Origin of the sequence: Rossellomorea sp. SC111 (assembly GCF_024733565.1) — a bacterium.
In the GTDB taxonomy this organism is placed as follows: domain Bacteria; phylum Bacillota; class Bacilli; order Bacillales; family Bacillaceae_B; genus Rossellomorea.
Map to the genome: position 1 here is coordinate 1 of NZ_JANIOC010000025.1, position 23,510 is coordinate 23,510.

21 protein-coding genes and 1 riboswitch are annotated in these 23,510 nt (G+C 44.3%); of the genes, 1 reads left to right on the forward strand and 20 read right to left on the reverse strand.

All coding sequences use genetic code 11. The annotated features are described in order from the left end of the window. Positions 1 to 228 precede the first annotated feature (228 nt). The 3 genes from sdhB to NQ095_RS21590 form a co-directional block, all read right to left on the reverse strand. Complete coding sequence (sdhB, locus tag NQ095_RS21580) at positions 229 to 996, reverse strand: succinate dehydrogenase iron-sulfur subunit (protein ID WP_060671328.1); 768 nt, start codon at positions 994 to 996, stop codon at positions 229 to 231. Beyond that, the gene (sdhA, locus tag NQ095_RS21585) at positions 996 to 2,759 is read right to left on the reverse strand and encodes a succinate dehydrogenase flavoprotein subunit (RefSeq protein WP_258265413.1); all 1,764 of its coding nucleotides are present in this window, start codon (positions 2,757 to 2,759) and stop codon (positions 996 to 998) included. Before sdhA ends, sdhB begins: the two co-directional genes overlap by 1 nt. 71 nt (positions 2,760 to 2,830) lie before the next feature. Then, complete coding sequence (locus tag NQ095_RS21590) at positions 2,831 to 3,439, reverse strand: succinate dehydrogenase cytochrome b558 subunit (RefSeq protein ID WP_034757098.1); 609 nt, start codon at positions 3,437 to 3,439, stop codon at positions 2,831 to 2,833. A gap of 351 nt (positions 3,440 to 3,790) precedes the next feature. Between NQ095_RS21590 and NQ095_RS21595 the strand changes: the two genes are divergently transcribed. Continuing rightward, positions 3,791 to 4,228: a YslB family protein gene (locus NQ095_RS21595; protein WP_258265414.1), complete on the forward strand. Its 438-nt coding sequence runs from the start codon at positions 3,791 to 3,793 to the stop codon at positions 4,226 to 4,228. 60 nt (positions 4,229 to 4,288) lie between these two features. Here the strand turns inward: NQ095_RS21595 and NQ095_RS21600 are convergent, their stop codons facing one another. The 17 genes from NQ095_RS21600 to NQ095_RS21680 all read right to left on the reverse strand — a co-directional run bounded on the left by NQ095_RS21600 (position 4,289) and on the right by NQ095_RS21680 (position 23,491). After that, complete coding sequence (locus NQ095_RS21600; RefSeq protein WP_258265442.1) at positions 4,289 to 5,527, reverse strand: aspartate kinase; 1,239 nt, start codon at positions 5,525 to 5,527, stop codon at positions 4,289 to 4,291. Positions 5,528 to 5,715: 188 nt separating this feature from the next. After that, a riboswitch (Lysine riboswitch) is annotated at positions 5,716 to 5,894 on the reverse strand. A 312-nt stretch (positions 5,895 to 6,206) separates the two neighbouring features. Then, positions 6,207 to 7,976 (reverse strand): excinuclease ABC subunit UvrC, encoded by a 1,770-nt coding sequence (gene uvrC, locus NQ095_RS21605; protein ID WP_258265415.1) that lies wholly within the window; start codon positions 7,974 to 7,976, stop codon positions 6,207 to 6,209. Further along, positions 7,973 to 9,484 (reverse strand): hypothetical protein, encoded by a 1,512-nt coding sequence (locus NQ095_RS21610; RefSeq protein ID WP_258265416.1) that lies wholly within the window; start codon positions 9,482 to 9,484, stop codon positions 7,973 to 7,975. Before NQ095_RS21610 ends, uvrC begins: the two co-directional genes overlap by 4 nt. Before the next feature lie 100 nt (positions 9,485 to 9,584). Next, positions 9,585 to 10,505 carry an FTR1 family iron permease gene (locus NQ095_RS21615; protein WP_258265417.1) on the reverse strand — a complete coding sequence of 307 codons (921 nt, stop codon included), beginning with the start codon at positions 10,503 to 10,505 and terminating at the stop codon, positions 9,585 to 9,587. A gap of 44 nt (positions 10,506 to 10,549) precedes the next feature. Continuing rightward, complete coding sequence (locus tag NQ095_RS21620) at positions 10,550 to 11,299, reverse strand: hypothetical protein (protein ID WP_258265418.1); 750 nt, start codon at positions 11,297 to 11,299, stop codon at positions 10,550 to 10,552. A 120-nt stretch (positions 11,300 to 11,419) separates the two neighbouring features. Then, complete coding sequence (locus NQ095_RS21625; protein WP_258265419.1) at positions 11,420 to 12,187, reverse strand: glycosyltransferase family 2 protein; 768 nt, start codon at positions 12,185 to 12,187, stop codon at positions 11,420 to 11,422. Next, positions 12,180 to 13,640, reverse strand: coding sequence for an alkaline phosphatase family protein (locus tag NQ095_RS21630; protein ID WP_258265443.1), 1,461 nt, complete (start codon positions 13,638 to 13,640; stop codon positions 12,180 to 12,182). Before NQ095_RS21630 ends, NQ095_RS21625 begins: the two co-directional genes overlap by 8 nt. A gap of 6 nt (positions 13,641 to 13,646) precedes the next feature. After that, on the reverse strand, positions 13,647 to 14,579 hold the full coding sequence (locus NQ095_RS21635; RefSeq protein ID WP_258265420.1) for a lysylphosphatidylglycerol synthase transmembrane domain-containing protein: 933 nt from the start codon (positions 14,577 to 14,579) through the stop codon (positions 13,647 to 13,649). After that, the gene (locus tag NQ095_RS21640) at positions 14,560 to 15,513 is read right to left on the reverse strand and encodes an NAD-dependent epimerase/dehydratase family protein (RefSeq protein WP_258265421.1); all 954 of its coding nucleotides are present in this window, start codon (positions 15,511 to 15,513) and stop codon (positions 14,560 to 14,562) included. Before NQ095_RS21640 ends, NQ095_RS21635 begins: the two co-directional genes overlap by 20 nt. A gap of 161 nt (positions 15,514 to 15,674) precedes the next feature. Then, entirely contained in the window at positions 15,675 to 16,862 is a 1,188-nt protein-coding gene (locus NQ095_RS21645; protein ID WP_258265422.1) for a hypothetical protein, read from the reverse strand. A 218-nt stretch (positions 16,863 to 17,080) separates the two neighbouring features. Next, positions 17,081 to 17,395 (reverse strand): thioredoxin, encoded by a 315-nt coding sequence (trxA, locus tag NQ095_RS21650; RefSeq protein ID WP_034757073.1) that lies wholly within the window; start codon positions 17,393 to 17,395, stop codon positions 17,081 to 17,083. A gap of 212 nt (positions 17,396 to 17,607) precedes the next feature. Further along, on the reverse strand, positions 17,608 to 18,588 hold the full coding sequence (locus NQ095_RS21655) for an electron transfer flavoprotein subunit alpha/FixB family protein (protein ID WP_258265423.1): 981 nt from the start codon (positions 18,586 to 18,588) through the stop codon (positions 17,608 to 17,610). A 43-nt stretch (positions 18,589 to 18,631) separates the two neighbouring features. Continuing rightward, positions 18,632 to 19,405, reverse strand: a complete 774-nt coding sequence (locus NQ095_RS21660) for an electron transfer flavoprotein subunit beta/FixA family protein (protein WP_034757067.1) — start codon at positions 19,403 to 19,405, stop codon at positions 18,632 to 18,634. Positions 19,406 to 19,539: 134 nt separating this feature from the next. Further along, positions 19,540 to 20,310 carry an enoyl-CoA hydratase gene (locus NQ095_RS21665; protein WP_258265424.1) on the reverse strand — a complete coding sequence of 257 codons (771 nt, stop codon included), beginning with the start codon at positions 20,308 to 20,310 and terminating at the stop codon, positions 19,540 to 19,542. A gap of 21 nt (positions 20,311 to 20,331) precedes the next feature. Next, a complete protein-coding gene (locus tag NQ095_RS21670; protein ID WP_258265425.1) occupies positions 20,332 to 20,919 on the reverse strand; it encodes a fatty acid metabolism transcriptional regulator FadR in 588 nt (195 codons plus the stop codon). Between the two features lie 136 nt (positions 20,920 to 21,055). Continuing rightward, positions 21,056 to 22,753, reverse strand: a complete 1,698-nt coding sequence (locus NQ095_RS21675; RefSeq protein ID WP_375162870.1) for an AMP-binding protein — start codon at positions 22,751 to 22,753, stop codon at positions 21,056 to 21,058. 330 nt (positions 22,754 to 23,083) lie between these two features. Then, a complete protein-coding gene (locus tag NQ095_RS21680; protein WP_258265426.1) occupies positions 23,084 to 23,491 on the reverse strand; it encodes a DUF350 domain-containing protein in 408 nt (135 codons plus the stop codon). Between the last annotated feature and the right edge of the window lie 19 nt (positions 23,492 to 23,510).

Genomic DNA, 23,510 nt, shown 5'->3' on the forward strand with positions numbered 1-23,510 from the left:
AGTCCGGTAGCTTATCGAGTAAGTACTGAATTAGCTGCTTAGAAATTTAAGTGTCCAACGTTATGGGACCAGTGCATCGCCCGAGGAGGCTTGACTTCCTCCCCGAGGAAAGCAAATGCCTGGAGAGAAAAGGAACGGTCTATTTTTCAAACGACCTTCATCTAATAGACCTTTTGGGGAACACAAAAAAGCACTCCCCCGAAGGAAAGTGCTTTTCATAAGAAAGTATCAATCAACCATATGGTCGCTTCCGAAGAAGTTCTTGAACATTTGGAACGTGGTTTCTCTGTTCAGTGCTGCAATCGAAGTCGTCAAAGGAATACCTTTTGGACAAGATTGAACACAGTTTTGTGAGTTACCACAGTTGGCAAGTCCACCGTCACCCATGATCGACTCAAGGCGCTCATCCTGATTCATGGCACCAGTTGGATGCGCATTGAACAAGCGTACTTGTGATAACGGAGCGGGTCCGATGAAGTCTGACTTACTGTTTACGTTTGGACATGCTTCCAGACATACACCGCAAGTCATACATTTTGATAATTCATATGCCCATTGACGCTTCTTCTCCGGCATACGGGGTCCAGGACCAAGATCGTATGTTCCATCGATCGGGATCCACGCTTTTACCTTCTTCAGACTGTCGAACATACGGCTGCGGTCTACCTGCAGGTCGCGGACAACAGGGAAAGTGCGCATAGGCTCAAGACGGATCGGCTGCTCTAATTGATCGACCAATGCCGTACAAGATTGTCTCGGCTTTCCGTTGATCACCATTGAACAAGCTCCACATACCTCTTCCAGACAGTTCATATCCCAGTTGATTGGAGTGGTGTGCTCCCCTTTTGCATTGACCGGATTACGACGAATTTCCATCAATGCGGAAATCACGTTCATATTCGGACGATAATCAAGTTCGAACTCTTCTTGAAAAGGAGCAGTTTCCGGGCTTTCTTGACGAGTAATGATAAAACGGACTTTTTTATTTTCACTCATCATTTACTTCCCCCTTTGCTCTTAGAATAGTCACGCTTACGTGGTGCGATCAATGAAGTATCAACTTCCTCGTAATGGAATTCTGGAGTGTTCGTCGCGGCATTGTATTTTGCCATCGTCGTTTTCAGGAATTCCTCATCGTTACGGTCCGGGAAGTCAGGTTTGTAATGAGCTCCGCGGCTCTCGTTACGATTTAATGCACCGATTGTTATGACGCGGGCAAGCTGCAGCATGTTCCACAATTGACGGGTGAATGTCGCCCCTTGGTTGCTCCATTTAGCCGTGTCATTGATATTGATATTTTGGTAACGTTCCATCAGTTCCTGGATCTTTTCATCCGTTTGTTGAAGCTTGTCATTATGACGTACAACCGTTACGTTATCCGTCATCCATTCCCCAAGCTCTTTATGGATGACATAAGCATTCTCGGTGCCATTCAGGGACATGATGTTGTTCCATTTTTCTTCTTCCTGTTTCACATATCGGTCGAATAGTGAAGAAGGGAGAGATTCTACTGTTTTCTCAAGTCCTTCAATATACTTAATCGCATTAGGACCTGCAACCATACCGCCATAGATAGCGGATAGTAATGAGTTAGCCCCTAATCGGTTACCACCGTGCTGAGAATAATCACATTCCCCTGCAGCGAATAAACCAGGAATATTCGTCATTTGATCATAATCGACCCATAGTCCACCCATTGAATAGTGAACGGCAGGGAAGATTTTCATTGGTACTTTACGCGGGTCATCGCCCATGAACTTCTCATAGATTTCAATGATTCCACCAAGCTTGATATCAAGCTCTTTTGAATCTTTATGAGACAGATCGAGGTAAACCATGTTTTCGCCATTGATACCAAGCTTTTGGTTTACGCACACATCAAAGATTTCACGTGTTGCGATATCACGGGGTACAAGGTTACCGTATGCAGGATACTTCTCTTCAAGGAAATACCATGGCTTACCGTCTTTATACGTCCAGACACGTCCACCTTCACCACGTGCCGATTCACTCATAAGACGAAGCTTATCGTCACCAGGAATGGCTGTCGGGTGGATTTGGATGAACTCACCATTTGCATAATAAGCACCTTGTTGATAAACGATCGATGCGGCAGAACCCGTATTGATGACAGAGTTCGTAGACTTACCGAAGATGATCCCCGGTCCACCTGATGCCATGATCACGGCGTCTGCTGCAAATGACTTGATTTCCATCGTTTGAAGGTTCTGGGCAACGATCCCTCTTGCCACGCCTTCATCATCAATGACGACTCCAAGGAATTCCCAGCCTTCGAACTTGCTTACTAATCCAGCCACTTCATGACGGCGTACCTGCTCGTCCAAAGCGTATAATAATTGTTGACCAGTGGTAGCACCAGCGAAAGCGGTTCTGTGATGCTGCGTGCCACCGAAGCGACGGAAATCCAGTAATCCTTCAGGAGTACGGTTAAACATGACCCCCATACGATCGAGTAAGTGAATGATCCCAGGTGCTGCTTCCGTCATTGCTTTAACAGGCGGTTGATTCGCTAAGAAATCCCCACCATAAACCGTATCATCAAAATGTTCCCAAGGAGAATCCCCTTCTCCCTTCGTATTAACGGCTCCGTTAATTCCACCCTGTGCACATACAGAGTGAGAACGCTTAACGGGTACCAGTGAGAATAAATCGACTTGCGTTCCTTTTTCTGCTGCTTTAATTGTGGCCATCAGGCCGGCTAAACCGCCACCGACAACGATGATTTTACCTTTACTCATCGTGACTCACTCCTTTTCCTACCATACTTCGAGTGCACTTGCTTATCTATCAGACTTGTATATTTTTCTGCTTATACGAAGGCAAAGATTGCACGCATACCGACAATCGATAACGCGACAAAAATCCCGATCGTAACATATGTAGCAATTAATTGAGAACGAGGTGTAACCGTAAGTCCCCAGCTAACGCAGAATGACCATAACCCATTTGCAAAGTGGAAAATCGTTGAAAGAACACCAAGCACGTAAAATCCTAACATCAACGGATTGGATAATATGTTCTCCATCATCTGGAAGTTCACTTCAGCTCCGAACGCCGCAGCGACTCTTGTTTCCCAAATATGCCATGTAACGAAAATAAATGTGATCACTCCAGATACACGTTGAAGTAAAAACATCCAGTTACGGAAATAACCAAACTTGCTTGCATTATTCTTGGAAGTGAATGCAATGTAAATTCCGTAAATTGCATGGAAATACAATGGAAGGAAGATGATAAAGATTTCAAGGAAATAACGGAAAGGAAGACTTTCCATAAAATGTGCCGCCTGGTTAAATGATTCTTCCCCACCAGTGGCAAAATGGTTCACGACTAAATGTTGTGTTAAAAATAATCCAACTGGAATAACACCTAGCAATGAATGAAGCCTGCGATAATTAAATTCTCGATTTCCAGCCATGATTTACCCCCCTTAATGATAAAATATGAATTCGTTTTCTAATGTCTTTCACTGATGATTAGACAACGATACATATTTTATATTGTAACAATAATGTGACATGTTCATTTTACTCCCAAGGAGTGGAAGCGTCAAGAAAACGTATACATAAATTCGACAATATCGCAAAAATATTTTCAATATATCAACAACCGAAAACATGAGGTTTTACCCGATTAAATGTTCGAAAATTCTAATAAATAAACAATAAATATTATACCACCAAAATATCCCAAGGTCATTTTTTCAAGGTATGGGATGATAATTACCTCTTTCATGTATATAATAGTTTTATAGAAAGAGGGGATTTACTTGGAACAGAAAAAAGAAGAAGCACATCAGCCGTCCGTTCCAATCTTCGGATATGAAATGTTACGCGACATCTTGATTCCAGACATATTAGGAAAACACACACCCGATATCCTGTACTGGGGAGGAAAGCAGCTCGCGAGGAAATTTCCCCTGCAGTCCACGGAAGAAATATCTTCCTTTTTCGATGAAGCAGGATGGGGCAGCCTTACACTTCTGGAACAAAAAAGAAATGAGATGACATTTGAATTGAACGGCCCAGTGATCAAACGGCGTCTGTCACTGAAAACGGATGTGAATTTCAAACTGGAAACGGGCTTTATTGCCGAACAAATTCAGCTTCAGAGAAAATGTGTGGCAGAGGCTGCTGACGAATTACATAAACGAAGTCAATCGGTCAAAGTGGTTGTAAGATGGGACGACAAAGACCGGATTGAGTAGTCAAGCTCCAAGTAAAGGGTTGCCCTAAAACATTCAGGGCAACCCTTTGCTATATTAACCCTACAGCGTGATTTCTTCCATCTTCACTGCATCCAGGTGAAAGGCCGTATGTAAGACCCCTGCTGCCTTTTGCATATTCTCCCCATCCACTACTGTAGACACTTTAATTTCAGAAGTGCTGACCATTTTCACCACAATGTCATTTTGAGCCAGTACTTCAAACATTTCCGCGGCCACACCAGGGTTTGAAATCATACCCGAGCCGACGATGGAGACTTTCGCAAGCCCACTCTCATGCTCAACATGGGTGAAATTCAACCGCTCCTTATTTCGTTCAAGAACAGCAAGGGTTTCATCGAGATCATGTTCCTTGATGGAGAAAGATAGATTGGTCGTATTCTGATCCGTCTGAGTCTGAATGATGATATCAACGTTCAAATGATTCTCAGCCAACGTAGTGAACACAGATGATAGTCCCGTTAAAGCATTTCCCAGTCCAAATACAGTGACGCGTGTAATTTCATTCTCAAAGGCTACTCCTCGTACAATTAAGTTTTGTTCCATGCTTGCTTCCTCCTCAATATACGTTCCTTCCACTCTTTCAATACTGGATCTGACTTCTAAAGGAATTTGATAATTCTTGGCAAACTCCACCGCCCTTGGATGCAGGACCCCCGCCCCGAGGTTCGCAAGTTCAAGCATCTCATCATAGGAAATCGACGTTAACTTCCTTGCTCCTTTAATATAGCGGGGGTCTGTCGTGTAAACCCCGTCTACGTCTGTATAGATGTCACAGCGCTCCGCTTTCAGGGCTGCTGCGATCGCAACGGCCGTGGTATCCGACCCGCCGCGGCCGAGTGTGGTGATTTCCCCCGTTTCTGTCATGCCCTGGAATCCCGCCACGATGACCACTCTTCCTTCCTGAAGGTGAGCCGCCATTTTATCGGTATGAATATTTGTGATCCGTGCATTGCTATGGACAGATTCCGTTTCGATGCCAGCCTGCCAGCCTGTGAATGAAATGGCATCATGACCCGATTGGATAAGGGCCATCGTAAGGAGTGAAATAGTCACCTGTTCCCCGGTTGAGAGCAGCATATCCATTTCTCTTTTGCTCGGTTGAGAAGTGATTTCCCTTGCAAGACCAACAAGTGTGTCCGTCGTTTTCCCCATGGCAGATACGACGACGACCACATCATTCCCTCTTTCTTTTTCTTCAATGATCCTTGACGCAACATTTTGAATTCTTTCCACTGACCCTACTGAAGTCCCACCGAATTTTTGAACAATAATACTCACGACTTCTCCCTCTTTCTGAGCGTCGCCGCTCTTTTTGATGATGAAGAGTACAATCACAATCATCCTAAACGTTCATTGGCCAGGATATTTATGAACAAAATCCTGCGCTGATAATAAAAAAAGCAATGAGAATAATATCTCATTGCTTTATGAACATACAGCAGAACATACAAATAGGTTCATCGGCATTGTGAGATAGCTCTCCAAGATTGAATCATCTTGACAATCCTGCATTTCTTAAACGCAGGACCAGCGGATATAGCATGAGACTATAACCACTTCGGCGATTCTCCCCTTTCCAGGCATGTCGGCGGGGCTCATACCCCTCTTTACCTGTACTCTTGAAGTTCGCACCTCTATCACCACTTAAAAAGTGATAATGTTATAAATTTCTGTTTATTATAGCATAGGGGAAATATTGATTCAATGTCTAATTGGATCAATATTTCATTTTCCTGTAGATTATTTGTTCGTTAGCTGTTTTGCATGAGCAAATAGTGGTTGATTTCCGCTGCAGGTGCTCGCTTTCCGCGGGGCGTGGGTCGAGCCTCCTCGGGCTAAAGCCCTGTGGGGTCTCAACTTCCACGCATTTCCCGCAGGAGTCGAGCACCTGCAGCGGAAATCAACTCTGCTTATTCACTAGTTACTTCTAAACTAGATAATGACTTTCAAGCATTACTTATTTCAACTTCTCCACCAATTCCTTCGCCACCGCTTCTGGGATTCCTATTTCTGTAAATTCTTCGACTGTCGCTTCTTTCATCTTTTTCATGGAACCAAAGTGCTTAAGAAGTTGTTTCTTTCGCTTTGGTCCGATGCCGTCGATCTCATCGAGGGTCGATTGGAATGCGCTCTTTCCTCGGAGCTGACGGTGGAAGGTGATGGCGAACCGGTGGACTTCATCCTGGATGCGTTGGAGGAGATAGAATTCCTGGCTGCGCTTTTCAAGGGGGACGATTTGCAGCGGGTTTCCGTACAGCAGTTCCGACGTCTGATGCTTGTCGTCTTTCGCAAGTCCTCCGATCGGGATGTCAAGACCCAATTCATTCTCGATCACATCCCTTGCCGCTTCGATCTGACCTTTTCCTCCATCGATGATGATGAGGTCGGGTAAAGGAAGTCCGTCTTTCAACACTCTCGTATATCTTCTCCGGACAACCTCCCTCATGGAATCATAATCATCTGGCCCCTTGACGGTTTTAATCTTGTACTTTCGGTATTCTTTCTTGGCAGGTTTCCCGTCTAAGAAGACGATCATCGCCGATACGGGATCACTTCCTTGAATATTTGAGTTATCAAAGGCTTCAATCCGGAAAGGCGTATAAATGCCCATATGATCCCCGAGGCGTTCAATGGCTTTAATCGTCCGGTCTTCGTCTCTCTCGATCAGGGCGAATTTTTCCCCGAGTGCCTGCTGGGCATTTTTCTCGGCAAGCTTCACAAGCTCTTTCTTCTTTCCCCGTTTCGGCTGGGTCATTTTCACCTCAAGAAGTTTTTCTGCGAGATCGATATCAATCTCTTCAGGCAAAAAGATCTCCTTCGGCTTAAAGTGATTGGACTTTGAGTAGAACTGACCTAAAAACGTCAGGAACTCATCTTCAGGTTCATTATAGAGAGGGAATAAAGATACATCCCTCTCTATGAGCTTCCCTTGCCGTACGAAGAATACCTGAACACACATCCAGCCCTTATCAACGGAATATCCGAACACATCACGGTCGGTGAAGTCTGTCATCGTCATTTTCTGTTTTTCCATGGTCGCTTCGATATGGAGAATCTGATCGCGGAATTCCTTCGCTCTTTCAAATTCCAGATTTTCCGAGGCATCATTCATTTTCACCGTAAGCTGGTTCTTGATCTCCTTGTAGCCGCCGTTCAAGAATCTGGCTATTTCATCTGTCATGTCACGGTACGTGTCTTTGCTCACTTCTTTAATACAAGGAGCGAGACATTGGCCCATATGATAGTAAAGGCAGGCACGATCGGGAAGCGTCGAGCATTTCCGTAAAGGATACAAGCGGTCGAGAAGTTTTTTCGTTTCATTTGCCGCTCCGACATTTGGATAAGGACCGAAATACTTTCCCTTTCCCCGCTGGACCTTCCTTGTGGTAATGAGCCTCGGGTGCCGCTCATTCGTTAACTTAATGAACGGATAGCTTTTATCATCCTTTAACATGACATTGTATTTAGGGTCATACTTTTTGATCAAATTCATTTCGAGGACAAGGGCTTCCAGGTCAGATGACGTCATGATGTACTCGAAGTCCTCGATCTCCCCTACCAGCCGCTGGGTTTTCGCATCATGGGAGCCTGTGAAATACGAACGCACCCGATTTTTCAATACTTTGGCCTTTCCCACATAGATGATCGTACCCTGCCTGTCCTTCATTAAATAACAACCCGGTTGGTCAGGCAGCAGTGCTAATTTATTCGTGATATTCTGATTCATCCATCTTCCTCCTCCCTCTGTTTCTCCCATTTATATAATGTCAGGTCGTGGTAGATCGGGTCGATGAGCTCACTCGAATGAAAATGCTTCTCGACTTTAATGAATGCATCCACCTGAACCCCCTGTTTTTTAAACCCTTCGACTACGTTATCCGTCAGATAAATATCCCGTTCAGGGTAATAACCTGCGTCAGTGGCAAATACTTCGTACGTTTGTACTTTCTTATGACTAAAAGGAACGTCAAGATACTCGAGTACCCTGGACTCTTCCCATGTATATACGACGAGAGGCTGTCCTTGACCTCCACTCTCTAAATAATCGGCCATTTGATAAACAGCCGGAATATCCGACTCATGTTTATATAATAACGTACTTGTATGGTAAACCTGAAGCAGAAGGAATGAGAGGACAAGAAGGGAACCTGCACGGGTGAGTCGTTGTGAAAGCAGCCTTCGCACTCCAAGGAACAAAGCGATGCCGATCAATGGCAGAGCATGACGGGGCTTCATCACATTCTGGGCGAATAGGGCCCAAAGAAAATAACTGCCCATAAGCATCAGCATCAGGCTTGTCATATAACGATTCCCGTTTGAATCCTTCCTTCCTGCAGCCAAACCGACAACCATCAGAATGAGGAGGGGAATGGACTCACCGACACCCCCAACCCAAATTGTGTTTACAAGGGTCAGTTTCACGACTCTGTCCATCAAACTTAGATCGGAGGCGCCGATCGTTCCACCCCATTCCTGGAAATGTCCGTTCGTGAAGGAGAGAGCCAATCGGAGGAAACTTTCATATCCCCCTTCCGACATGCTGATGCCCGATACCCAGAGGAGCTGGAACAGAATCGCAATGAGTAAGTAAACGGAGGTATCCAGGAATGTTACCATGCCTTCCTTCCACTTTCTGTACAGGACAATCAGGATACCGATTCCAAGGATCAGATAAGATAACCTGATTCCAAGAAGCACGCTGAATAGAAGCAGGGGAAGGATGAGGAATCCGTTATGGGATTTCTCATCGGTCAAGACTAAACTCCATATGTACCACCACATCATCCCGACTGCTGCTCCCTCGGACATCGGCTGATTCACCATCAGGATTGTAAAGCTGCTCGTATAAACCATCGCTGCCGCCATCCCTGCATAAGCCGGACGCACAATTCTTTTCATTAACAGAAAAAGGGGGATGATGGCACTCCCATACACGATGATATTAAAAAGTGTCAGGGCTTGGACGGGGTCCCCCACCATCAGATGAAGGACTTTCCCACCCAAGATGAAATAAGGGTACCCTGGAAAATGTGGCTGCATCTGATACATATCAAAATGCAGGACACCCAGTGCAAAATCCACCATATCCCAAGTAGCCGCGTAGGATGGGATCCACATCACCTGCAGAATAAAAACAGCCATCACGGCAAATGCCCCTGCCACATTCGGCCAACTCATAAACTCCCCACTCTTCAATCTCAACGACTTCACCCTCATACTTTGATAGACTTTCAACCATTAAAAAAAGCACCAAACATACATTCCTTTAAAGAGTGTACACCTTTCGAAAAGGGTGTTCAATCTTTAAGGGCAATGAGGTTTGGTACTGACACATTTATTTAGCTTGTGGACTCAAATCCTTCACTCCGGAATTGACCTCTTCCTTTACCTTCACTGACTCCCGCTTCGGTGAAGTGAGGAAGTAAATCGCTACGAAATAGCCGATATACGAAATCACTTCTTCAATGGACGGCATGGAAGAATATCCGAACAACGCTTTAAGGAAAATGCCAACATCACCTGATAACAATGGGGCAGTTCCCGTATCACGGAGGAAATGGGCGTAATCGATCGGATGCTCAGGCAGTAACCAGGTCAGGTCGTAAAGATGTGGAATTACACTTCCGATCAACCCTATATCCTGCATCATGGAAATCGCCTGTACAAGAAGTCCTGCAGATATAAGGATGATAAATGCGCCGGTCACTTTAAAGAAGCTCTTCAATGAAATTCTCATTGTGCCTTTAAAGAAGAAGTAAGCTACGACACAACCGATGACGACTCCCGTAATCGCTCCCCAGCCCTGCATCGCCGCTCCGATATCCCCACCTGTAATGGCGGCGAAAAAGAATACGGTCTCCACACCTTCGCGGAGAACGACGAGGAACGAGTGGATCACCATTCCGACAATATTACCTGTCGAAATAAAATGCTTCATTTTCCCTTCCATGTTCCCTTTAAGGTCACGGCTGTGCTTCGCCATCCAAAAGACCATCTGGGTAAGAAGGACGGAGGAGACCAGCATGATGCCGATCTTCAGATATATCTCGCTTCCCATGGCGGCAAATCCCGTAAAGACGACCTGAAAGAGCATCGCTACACCGACACTTGCGATTATCGCTAATCCGGCCCCCAGCCAGACAAACTTCGTAAACCGGCCATGATTCGTTTTCTTCAGATAGGTAGTGATGATCCCGATGATCAGTAACGCTTCCAGGACTTCACGAAAGGTGATCAGTAAAGCTTGTAATTCCACATTGTTTCCCCCTTACTTGCTTAAAGACTTTTTCTTTAGTGACCTTATTTACGTTTTCTGACGGCATATACAATCGCTGCAGCAAGAACCCCCACGATAATGATGATGGGTAACCAGTTCTTCAGGTTTGAAATATCCGTCCACTCCTGTTTCCCGCTTGCGTCCTCAGTGGCACTTTCAGAAAAATGTCCCACTTCAAGACTTTTAATGTCGAATTCTTTTTGCAGCGAATCCACTATGAATGTTTTACTTTCTTTAAACGCGTCCTGATCGGATTCCTTTGTCCCGACTCCGAACAACCCCGGGTTCCCGAGGGATTCCAACGCCTGATCGAATTCAGTTCTGATCTTTTGATCCAATTCAGGGTTTTCCCCTTCTACTTTCGGGGCTAACGTTTTATATGTAGCAAATCCTTTTGCGAGTAATCGCTTACTCGTATCATATTCCGAGAAGTTTTTATCAATGCTTTCAAGTCTTCTGGCAATATTGAGGACAAGGAGTTCATCCAGGTTTTCAATTGCCTCTCGCTTTTCTTTATTGTCAAGGTTCTGAAGGATGACCTTGGAAGGTTCTTTACCCATATGCTGGTCAACTTCTTCTTGAACCGTTTCATAAATCTTTTTGGACTCTGAATAATTCGGAGGGTCTTCATCAAGCTTGATCATGATTTCTTTATACGCTTCTGCTATTTTCTCTTCACTCGGGTCGCCATATGAATAGGCGGATGCCTGTGGAGACAGCATGATATTTCCTAATACAAACAGTAGTACAGTGGTTATGAACGATTTTTTCATCTATGATTCCCTCCTGTTTTCAATGATAATGATTATCATTCGTATTGTCAATAAAAAATAAGTACTCTCAAAACAAGGAGAGTACTTATTTTTTACGATTTAGACAAAGGCTATCCTACCTTATTTAGCGAAATGATTTGTGCCTTCCTCAGAAGGGATGAAATGGGCCTGCTCTTCTACATAAACTTTCCTTACAGGCATTTGCATCTCTTTCAAAATGGCAGGCAGAACTGAAGACATATAGGATTTGAACTTTATGAAGGAGCTTCCCGTTGTCCGTACATGATACAGTATCGGGATTTCCTTCACTCTGAACCCCTTGCGTACAAGGTTCAAGGTCAGCACTTGAGCATAATTGTAATCATGGATGATTTCTGCATGTTCCATCGCCTGTTTAGAAAACGCACGCATCCCGGACTGGCCATCATAAATCCACTTTCTGAGCAAAAGCGATTGCAGTGCTGTGAAGCAGTAATTTCCTAAGCGGCGGTGGAGCTTCATCCCGTTGATGGTACCAAGGAACCTTGATCCCATGGTGTAGTCCGCTTCTCCCTTGAAAAGCGGCTGTAATAGATCAGGTATCTGTTCGGGTGGATACTCTCCGTCTGCATCAATCATGACACCGATATGGGCACCCAGTTCAACGGAAACCTTCAACCCTTCCCTTACTGCTGCGCCCAAACCGCGGTTATGATCGAATGTTACGATGTGATCGGCACCTGCTTCCTGTGCCAGTTCAACCGTTCGATCCGTTGACCCGTCATTAATGACCAACACTTCCACTTCAACAGAGTGGTGGAAGGATCGCGGGACACGCCTGATGACGTCCCCGATTGACTCTTCTTCATTATGGGCTGGCATGAAGACAATGACTTTCTGTTTATTCATGTTGCTTCCAACTCTCCTTTAATGCCTCGTTCAATACAGGTCCTCTGCTGTTCCCTGGAAAAGGGGCCCCTAATAAATGGGCGATGGTCGGTGCCATAGAAACGAGACTGTGCTTTTCCTGAATCTTTTCACCAGGTTTGACCCCTGGACCAACCATAAAGAAAGGAACGAATCGTTCTCCTTCATCAAGATGACCATGTCCGCCGATTCCATCTGCCTGTCCGTGATCGGCACATATCATGAGGGTCGTGTTCTCCATTTTCCCTTCAGCTTCCAGCCACTCCACATATTCTTGTATTAAACGATCCGCCTCTTCAATCTTTTCGATGTATTCGTCATAAAGGACTCCCCTGCTGTGCCCGATTTGATCTGTACCGATTAATTGGACGATAAAGAGATCAGGATCTTCCTCTTTCATAATTTTTTTTGCTTTATTGATAATATTTCGATCTGCTTTGTCTTTATGCATCACGGCAGTGACCGTTTCAACATCTTTTCCGAAGGAATCCACCAGATGGGCAATCCCCAGCATCTTCCCTTTTTTCCCTACTTTCCGTAGAGAATCAAAGATGCTCTCTACCTTGATTCCAAGCTTCCAGACCATATTGGATTTCATGCCGTGTTCCTTCGGATAAGTGCCTGTGAACATGGAAGAAAAGCAGACAACCGTTCTTGCAGGATACACGGTTTCCATATTCAAATACTCGGTCCCCTGTTCCATCAATCCATCAAGATATGGTGTATTTGCTTCATAGAAGCGTTCTTTTCTCATCCCGTCGATCACAATGACAACCACTTTTTCATTCGTCATCTCCTCATCAACCGCTTCACCGGTTGTAAAGGAGTCATATTGCTTCGGCTTCCAGTCAAAAAGAAAATGGTGAAGAATGAACGACAAGGCGAATACAGCACCGCAGAATACGAAATAATGAGTGGCCGGAAGCAGTTCTCCAGTGGCCAGATTCGTCATCATTCCATCCCATACTGCCAACAGCAACAGGAATTTCGGAAGCTGCTCTTGAGCATTCCCGCTCGTCGAGTCACTGTTCTTCAACACCAGTTTCCAAAACCGGGTGAAATTCAGCCAATCTGTCCCGATCCGGAGATGATAATAAAATGTTCCCCAGAAGAAGACGGTAAAAAAGAAATAAAGACCAATCCCGAAGCCCCACAGAGCTAAATTAGGGGATTCAAAGAATAACAGATACCCAATGACCGGAATCCATAAATAGTTTCTCAGGAACAGTGGAAAATCATAATAGAAATACAATATAAATAGGGGGAGTGTAAACAGCAAGCTTATGAGGAACGGGAACCATTCCCCTTGCAGCAACCCTTGAAGATGAAAGAGTGTCATGGTCCCTATTACGAATATAGGGGTGAATGGTTTCCCTTCATTCAGCAGGTTCCAGCATCTGGCCGCCGTTTTTTCAAATTTTGATGCGCTTTTCAATTTCATTCATCCTTTCATCCTGCTCCACTGTTTCACATTTTTGATGGAAACCGGAGATACAGCGATTACGATTCCTCCTGCTATAAAGGAGAATATAAACTTTAACCCATGACTCAATATCGCCATGGAAAGACCAATTCCAAGTGGGATACCTGCAGAGAGCAATGTATAGCTCATGACGGATTCATACGTACCCAGTCCTCCAGGGGCAAATTGAAATAATTGGCCGATGATTGTCACACTATTGATCCAAATGGCTTTTCCCATAGAAAGAGGCTCCAGCATGATGATGGAAACTCCATAAAGAATGGCCCCTTCCAATATCCAGCTCATGAATACAAGGGTAATGACCATGAGCCCCCTGCGTCCTGATAAAGCACGCTTCAGCATACTGAGTTGCCTAGAAAGAAAGTCGGAAGCAAAGTACCACAGGAGGAGTACCCCTATCAACACGGAACACCCGGCCAATCCAATCGAGTATAAACCTGGCAGTTTTAGTGGAAGAGGAAAGTATAGCAGGCCGATTCCTGCCAGAAACATGAGAAATAAAATGTCCATCACTCTCAACACGAATACAGAATGAAACGAACGTGCAACACTGATTTGCTTTTCACGCTGATTCATCACCATGACCCTGAGCCCGTCTCCCACCTTCAAAGGAAACAAATGATTAAACAACAAACTGTAGAACAATCCGATTAAACAGCTTGATAACCGCACATGTTCATTCAGGTAGACTTTCCACGCCATCCCTTTCAGCAAAAAGGATAAAAAATAGATTCCCAAAACACTGAATAGGATAAAAGGGTGATCAAGCATCTGCTCGATGGCATTGATCATATACTCTTTGTCAAAATAGAAGGTGACCAAGATGAAAAACAGACCCAATAATACTAATCTAACAACATTCTTTGCGAACTTATAGATCCTTTTGTTCATATTCTTTCATCCATTGAACCGTCCTGTTGATTCCTTCCGCAAAGGAAACCGAAGGAGAATAGCCCAGGATCTCTTTTGCTTTCCTACTATCTGCATAGGTTGACGTGACATCCCCAACTCTTCTATCCGTGACGCGGAGTTCAAGTGCTGGAAAGTGTGTTCTCAGTTCACTTATCAGGCCCTCCATTGAAATGGGTGAACCATTCCCCAGATTAAAGGTTCCTGACTCTTCACTTTTGATTGCCTTGTATGTACCATCCACGATATCATCTATGTAAGTATAATCCCTCTTATTTTCCAGTCCATATATCGGGATTCCCTGACCATTCATGAGCTTTTTGATAAACGAATAAATGGCCATGTCGGGTCTGCCCCAAGGCCCATAAACCGTAAAGAAACGAAGGATTGTCAAGTCCATTCCGTAAATGGACGCATAGGCTTTACAGAACGATTCGGCACTGTATTTTGCAGCGGCATAAGGAGACACCACCGCACCGGTAGCGTCCTCTTCTTTTGATGGAATATGATTTGTGTTTCCATAAACGGATGAAGAAGAAGCAAAGATAAATTTCCTGATGCCGCTCTCCCCCGCCATCCGCAGCGTGTTGATCGTCGCTTTAATGTCGTAATCCACATATTCATTCGGCACCAGCAAGGAATGGGAAACGCCAGGGATCGCCGCCAAGTGCACGACGCAATCGGCTTTGAAATCGTGGAACACGTCTTGTAAATCTTCTTCATCTATTAGTAAATCCTTTTGGACGAAGCGGAATGATCCCATTTCCCGTACAAATGACAATTGCCTCTTTTTTCTTTCAGGTGAATAATAGGGATGAAAGCTGTCTATGATCAACAGCTCGTGTTTCTCTTCAATGAGTTTTCTGGATAGATGGGAACCGATGAACCCGGCACCGCCTGTAACAATAATCTTCAATTTCTTACACCTCGTACATTACGATTTAATCATTTCTATATTGTACCTCACCTAAGAGAGAATGTGAAAAAGGGTTGACCCCAATGTGCAAAAAAAGCACCATCCCCCAAGCAGAACTTGAAGGATGGACTTTACACAATGTACAGGGTCAACCCAAAAAACTATTTATTCGCTTTCGCCACCACATCATTCAACACATTTTGAATGTCCGTTCTTAGCGTTTCTGCTTTCTCTTTATCCTGTGACTTAACAGCTTCTAAGTAGCTTTGAGCATTGCTCGATAGAGATTGATAAGCTTCTTCACCCATAATACTCTTTATATCTGAAGAGATAAGATCAATGAACAGTGCACCTTCCAAGGCCGTGATTGCCGCCTTATCTTCGCCCCAGTTCTCTCCGCTTTCTTCATATTCGTGTATGGCGATTTTCGAGAAACCGCGGACAAATGCATGGTTCACTGCTTCAGGATCGATGGAGGTCACATCCGTTTGGAGATCAAATTGTTTGTTGATCATTTCTGCTTCTTCCGGCGCATTCCCTGATAGATAACTATCAAGAGATTGATAGAATGCCCAACCTTCTGCCTGCTCTGCTTTTGCAGCTTCAGCATTTTCTTTCGCTTCTTCAGAGGCCTTCATAGCATAACCGTTCGGAAGGGCACCTGCTGCAAGATAAAATGTCTTCATGAGCGTCTTATCGACGACTTGTTTCCCCAATTGGAAGCCGAGCTCTTTGTCCTCTTCAACCGCCTTCTCCATTTCACTGAATCCACCATTGATCGCATCAATCATTTTCGTATCATAAGCCTGGTCACGCTTTTGAACAGTCGGCTCCAGGATCGCATAGAACTCTTTCGCTTCTTCTATTTCTTCATTCACTTCTTCTTTATTTCCCCAATTTTCCGCTACTTCCGTAAATTCATGCTTCATCGATGTATAGAATACTTTTTGCATTAATTTATCAAAAATCTGCGCTACCACCACTTGATCAAGGGAACCATCCTTACCTGCTTCAAGGGCTGTGGAAATATGTTCATCCACTGTACCTTCCGATTCCTGATCACGTTTTTGCACAAGTTCTTGTAAATCATCCTTATAAATGGACGTCACTTTATCATAATCGACTTCTTTGTCTTCTTTCGCTTTTGAAAGTTCAGCCTTTGCTTCTTCAAATGAGGCAGAGAAATCAATCTCCTCTTGTTCAGCTTCATCTTCTTTTTCAACCTGTTTTGAATCATTTGAAGCAGACGTCTTGTCTTCACTACTCTTCTCATCTGTTCCACAACCCGCCAAAACAGAACCTGTTAATAAGAATGCTGCAAAAATCTTCGTCAAATCTCTTTTTCTCATATGTATAAACCTCCGACTGTTTAAATGATAATGATTTTCAATTCCATTTAAATTATATCGAGAACGATTCTCATAGTCAACGAGTTTTTGAAAATTTAGTGATGGGAATACTTTGGAGGGTTTGTTGCGGCAAATTGGGGGTGCAGCACGTTTATAATAGGTTGACAAAAAAACAAAAAACCGGGGCTGAAGACAGCCCCGGTTTTCGTCAACATTACTTATACGTGTTTGTTTAATAATTCAGCAAGTGCTTCCTTAGGTTGGAAACCGATTACTTTGTCTACGACTTCGCCGTCTTTAAGGACAACTAAAGTCGGGATACTCATAACCCCGTATTTACCTGCTGTTTCCTGGTTTTCATCAACGTCTACTTTGACGATTTTCACTTTGTCGCCCATTTCGCTATCAAGCTCTTCTAATACTGGAGCGATCATTTTACAAGGTCCACACCAAGGAGCCCAGAAATCTGCAAGTACCAGTCCAGAGTTTGTATCAGTTGTGAATGATTGATCAGTAGCATGTGTTATAGCCATATATATGCGCCTCCTAAATTCTTTGAATGTAACGTAAGTATATCACCGTTTTTTTATGGATGCTATCTTTCTGCTCGTAGGTAATATTCCCGTTTGAATAGGGAATATACCCGGGGAGAAAAAATAAGGCGCAGCCCGTGATTCAGCTACGTCTTATTTGTATTCATATTATTCTCATACCCCTTAATCGTTCCTGTAAACGTATGAACAGATCAAGAAGAAGATACTTTTAATTTCTTGAATTCTTCCGTCAGCATCGGCACGACTTCAAAAAGATCTCCAACGATTCCATAATCCGCTACGTTAAAGATATTCGCTTCAGGATCTTTATTGATCGCAACGATGACCTTGGAGTTGGACATACCTGCCAGATGCTGGATAGCTCCTGAAATACCACATGCAATATACAGATCAGGCGTTACGACTTTCCCTGTTTGACCGATTTGTAATGAGTAGTCACAGTAGTCAGCGTCACATGCTCCACGGGAAGCTCCGACAGCTCCGCCAAGCACGTCAGCAAGTTCCTTAAGAGGATTGAATCCATCTTCACTCTTCACTCCGCGTCCGCCGGCGATGATGACTTTCGCTTCAGAAAGATCCACCCCTTCGCTGGCTTTGCGAACGACTTCTTTAATGATGGCACGCAAGTCTTTAATATCGACAGAAAGGGATGTAACCTCTCCTGTACGTGACTCATCCTTCGCCAAAGGCTCGATGTTGTTTGGTCGGATCGTCGCAAAGATCACTCCGTCAGTCACGATTTTCTTTTCAAATGCTTTTCCTGAGTAGATCGGTCTTGTGAAGACGAGGTTACCGCCTGCTTCCTCAAGATCCGTTGCATCCGAGATCAATCCGGTGCTGAGTTTGCTTGCCACTTTAGGAGACAGGTCTTTTCCAAGTGCCGTATGGCCGAAAATGATTCCTTCAGGCTTCTCTTCATCAATGACTGACAGGATCGCCTGTGAATATCCATCCGACGTATACTGTTCCAATTTATCGTCTTCTACAACCACTACTTTATCGGCACCGTACTGGATCATTTCATTCCCTAAAGCGCTTACACTTTTGCCGATTAAAACGCCGACGACTTCTCCGCCTTCCGATACTGTCTTACCAGCCGCAATCGCTTCAAAGGAAACATTACGTAATGATCCGTCCCGAACTTCTCCAAGTACTAATACTTTTCTCGCCATGTTAAAATACCCCCTGAATGTTAGTTATTCCTGTGACTCTCGCTTATATAACTTTCGCTTCATTGCGAAGAAGGGAAACAAGCTCTGATACTTGAGCGTCCAATTCGCCTTCTAATACTTTACCGGCTTCCTTCTTCGGTGGAAGGTAGATTTCAATTGTCTTGGTCTTTGCTTCTACATCATCTTCGTCTAAATCGATATCGTCCAATTCCACTTCATCCAAAGGCTTCTTCTTTGCCTTCATGATTCCTGGAAGGGATGGGTATCGAGGTTCGTTCAATCCTTGTTGAGCTGTCACTAACAGTGGAAGAGACGTTTCAATGACTTCTGAATCCCCTTCAACGTCACGGGTGACCGTTACCGTTTCACCATCGATTTCCAATTTCGTGATCGTCGTTACATAAGGGATATCAAGCTGTTCTGCCACACGTGGCCCGACTTGTCCTGATCCGCCGTCAATGGCTACATTACCTGCAAGGATCAAATCTACTTCCTGCTCTTTTAAATAGTGAGCAAGGATCTTTGCCGTAGTGAATTGATCTCCATGATCAAGATCGTCCTCTGTATTGATGAGGACTGCTTTATCAGCACCCATTGCTAAAGCCGTTCTCAATTGCTTTTCGCTTTCTTCCCCGCCGACAGTTACCACTGTCACTTCGCCGCCATGTGCATCACGGACTTGAATTGCTTCTTCGACTGCATATTCATCGTAAGGATTTATGATAAATTCAGCTCCGTCTTCGGCAATTTGACCGTTTTGGATCGAAATTTTCTCCTCTGTATCAAACGTTCTTTTCAAAAGTACATAGATGTTCATTCGTAAGTCCCTCCTAATAATGTAAACATTCTTTCCCTTAAAAAGATTTCGACAATTTAACCCCTTTGAATGGGCAGCATTGATATTCAACACTGCCCCTCAAGTAATAGTTTACTATATTACTAGAATGTATTCTAGCCTTTAAAGTGTGGTTCTCTCTTTTCAACGAACGCCGAAATTCCTTCTTTGGCATCGGCGGACACAAATACTTCACCAAAAAGATCCGATTCTCTCATAACACCTTCATAGAAACGATCATCTTTCGTATAACTTAACAGCTCAATGGCAGCCTTCATCGCTCCCGGGCTCTTCTTCGCAATCTTATCGGCCATTTCTTTCGCCTTATCGAAAAGCTCGTCCTCCGGATATGCCTTATTGGCCAGACCCCACTGAACCGCTTCTGTACCGCTGATCGGCTCACTCGTCAACAGCATTTCTGCCGCTTTCGCCCGTCCGACCAGTTTCGGAAGGCGCTGGGATCCTGCAAATCCGGGAACCAGCCCGAGTTGAAGCTCAGGTAAGCCAAGTTTGGCATTTTCGCTCACCAATCGGATATGACAGCCCATCGCGAGTTCCAGCCCACCACCTAAAGCGGCTCCATGAATGGCTGCAATGATCGGTTTCGGGAAGTTCTCCATCCGTTCAAAGACGTCCTGTCCTTTTTTCGCAAGCTTGGAGAATTCTTCACCGCTTTCGATCGTCGTGAATTCTTTGATGTCGGCACCAGCCGAGAAGAAGCGTCCCTCACCTTTCAGTAAGATCACCCGGACATCCGAATTTGTTTCAAGTTCATCAAGAACCGCGTCGATTTCCTTGATGAGTCCACTTGCGAGTGCATTTGCGGGAGGTCTTTGAATCAGGATCGTTGCGACCTGTCCCTCTAAGACCCATGATAAACTTTCCATCTTTTATCCCCCTAAACTAGTTTAATTCCTGCCGCCGCATCCATGAAGCAATAACTTATGAATGGCAGGCACTTGTTCGACTAAGTCGTATTTTTGATCGTTCATTACCCATGTCGTCGCCATTTCATCCAATGTACCAAAGATCATTTGGCGGGCGAGGCGAACATTCAGATCATCTGAGAACTCGCCTGATTCGATCCCGCTGATCAGGATCTTATCGACCAGCTCCAGATAGCCCTTTAAAACATCATTGATTTTCAATCGGATATCTTTATTCGATTGTCTAAGCTCCAATTGTGTGACGATGGCGAGATGATGATCATCCGACAGTATCCTACAATGATTTTCAATCATCACTAATAATTTCTCTGAAACTGTCTGTTTTCCTGCAATAACTTCTTCAATTTTTTCGACAAAGAGAACCATTTTTTCTTTAAACAACGAAATCAGGATATCTTCTTTGTTTTTAAAATAAAGATAGATGGTTCCGTCAGCCACCCCTGCCTGTTTGGCAATCTTTGACACCTGTGCCTGATGGTACCCATTTTCTGCTATCACAATTACAGCAGCATCGATTATTTGCATGTATTTTGGTTTATTTCGTTTCATAAGTTCTGACCTGCCTTAACAAAATATGAATGACCATTCATTCATATTTCAATAATAAAAGGTTTCTCATTGAATGTCAAGAAGGGATCCCTGTCCCACTTTCAATCAAAAAGAAAAAGCTAAAGGGGGGAATAATCTAACTTGTTTTCTGCTCATCCTCGATCTTTTGGCGTTCCTCATCCACGAGGGCCCTTCTGAGGATTTTCCCGACAGCTGTCTTAGGCAGTTCCTTCCTGAATTCATAAATCCTCGGCACTTTATAGGCGGCCAGGTATTTACGGGAGTATTCATCCAGTTCCTCTTCGGTCAGGGACTCGCCTTCTTTCAAGACGACGTATGCCTTGACGGTTTCCCCTCTATACGGATCTGGGACCCCTGCTGCCACAACTTCCTGAATGGCAGGATGTTCGTACAGGACTTCTTCGATTTCCCGGGGATAGATATTAAAACCTCCGGCAATGATCATGTCTTTCTTACGATCCACTACGTAAAAGTAGCCCTTTTCATCCATATACCCTATATCTCCCGTCAACAACCATCCGTCCTTTAACGTTTGTTCCGTTTCCTCCGGCCGGTTCCAGTATCCTTTCATCACTTGTGGACCCTTGACGACGATTTCACCCATCTCATTTGGAGGCAGGGGTTCACCCGTTTCCATTGAAAACACGGCACTGTCCGTACCCGGCCATGGAACACCGATGCTACCCTTTATCCTCGCTTTATCCCAAAGGAAATTGGAATGTGTGACCGGGGATGATTCGGTCAATCCGTATCCTTCGACGAGCTTTCCGCCCGTGACTTCCTCGAATTGCTGCTGTACCTCAACCGGTAATGGCGCACTTCCACTGAGACATGAATCGATGGATGATAAATCATATTTCTTTAAATCCGGGTGATTCAAGAGTCCGATATAGATCGTAGGGGCTCCTGGAAACAGGGTAGGCTTCAGTTTCTGTATCGTCTTCAATGTTGTTTCTGCATCAAACTTAGGAAGCAGGATCATCTTATATCCCTGCATGACGGAGAGAATCAGCACGGCAGTCATGCCATACACATGAAAGAATGGAAGGATCCCGAGCATTCTTTCTTCCCCTTTTGTACACTTATACAGCCAGGCATCGCACATGGAGGCATTCGCCACCAGATTCTTATGGGTCAGCATGACGCCTTTCGGGAAACCTGTCGTACCACCTGTATATTGAAGCAGTGCCAGATCATTTTCAAAATCGAATTCTTCATGGGGTATCGCCTCAGCCACCCCTGTTTTCATAATTTCCGTGAATAAATGATTCTGACCTCTATGATCCACTTTCACGACGATACCATATTGTTTCTTCTGGATGAATGGGTAAATGAGATTCTTAGGGAAAGGAAGATAATCTTTGATAGCGGTTACAATGATGTGCTCAAGGTCGGTGTTTTTCATTACTTTTGATACCCTTGGATACAGAATGTCCAATGTGAGGATCACCTTGGCTCCGGAGTCCTTCATTTGATATTCGATTTCTCTTTCCATATATAATGGATTGGTTTGTACCACCACTCCGCCTGCATAAAGGATGCCATAATAGGCAATGACAGATTGAGGGGTATTGGGAAGCATGATCGCCACCCGATCGCCTTTGTTGATCCCCAGTGTTTTAAGGTAGCCGGCGAACTTGAGGGCAGATTCGTATAGTTCGTTGTATCCTATCTCCCTGCCCATGAAATGAATCGCTGCTTTATCTCCATACAGAGAAGCGGCATCGGTCAAATAGGACTGCAAAGGTTTTTCAACAAGGTTGAGCTCCTTTGGTATTTCCGCCGGGTATTCAGCAAGCCATGGTTGGTTCATTGTAATCCCTCCTTCTGAATAGTTAGAAAATTTATTCTATTCATTATTATAATATAAGGGGACTTCAGTTACAATTTGAAAAAATCGCTGACCATACTATCTTCCTATCCATGAAGCTTGACCTCTCTTACAGAACTTTTTTCAAAAGAAAAAAGACTGCCTATTCCACCATATGACAGTCTGTTTGTACAATATTATTATTTTGGGATTGTGTTTTCCCCCTGAGTGTTCTGAATCAAGTAAAGAACAGCATATAGATGATGCCGACGACTATAAAGCCGCCGCACAGGGTGAGCAGAACTTTCGCCAATGTTTCCATATTCCCTCTCCTTACGATATACCGGCTCCTATGACATAGGATAATCCGACTGAAATGACCAATGAAATGAAGCCTACCGCCCGGTTATCATTTTCAATTTCCTCATCGATCCTGAATTTCGGGGTCAGGAATTCATAAATGAAATACCCGATCAACAGGAGTAAAAAGCCAAACACACCCCATCCAATCGTCGTGAGGATGGTATCGTTGTGACTGATGGAATGCCGGAAAATATTCGCGATCCCGAATATTTTCCCTCCCGTTGCCATGGCCACGGCCATATTTCCTTTTTTGATTTCTTCCCAGTTCCGATATTTCGTCACCAGTTCAAAGATCGCTAAGAACAACACCAGACAAAGGATGACCACACTGTAATTCCCCGCCGTCTGAACAAATTCATTTTCCCAAAAGTTCTCCATCGTAAAGCTCCCTTTACCT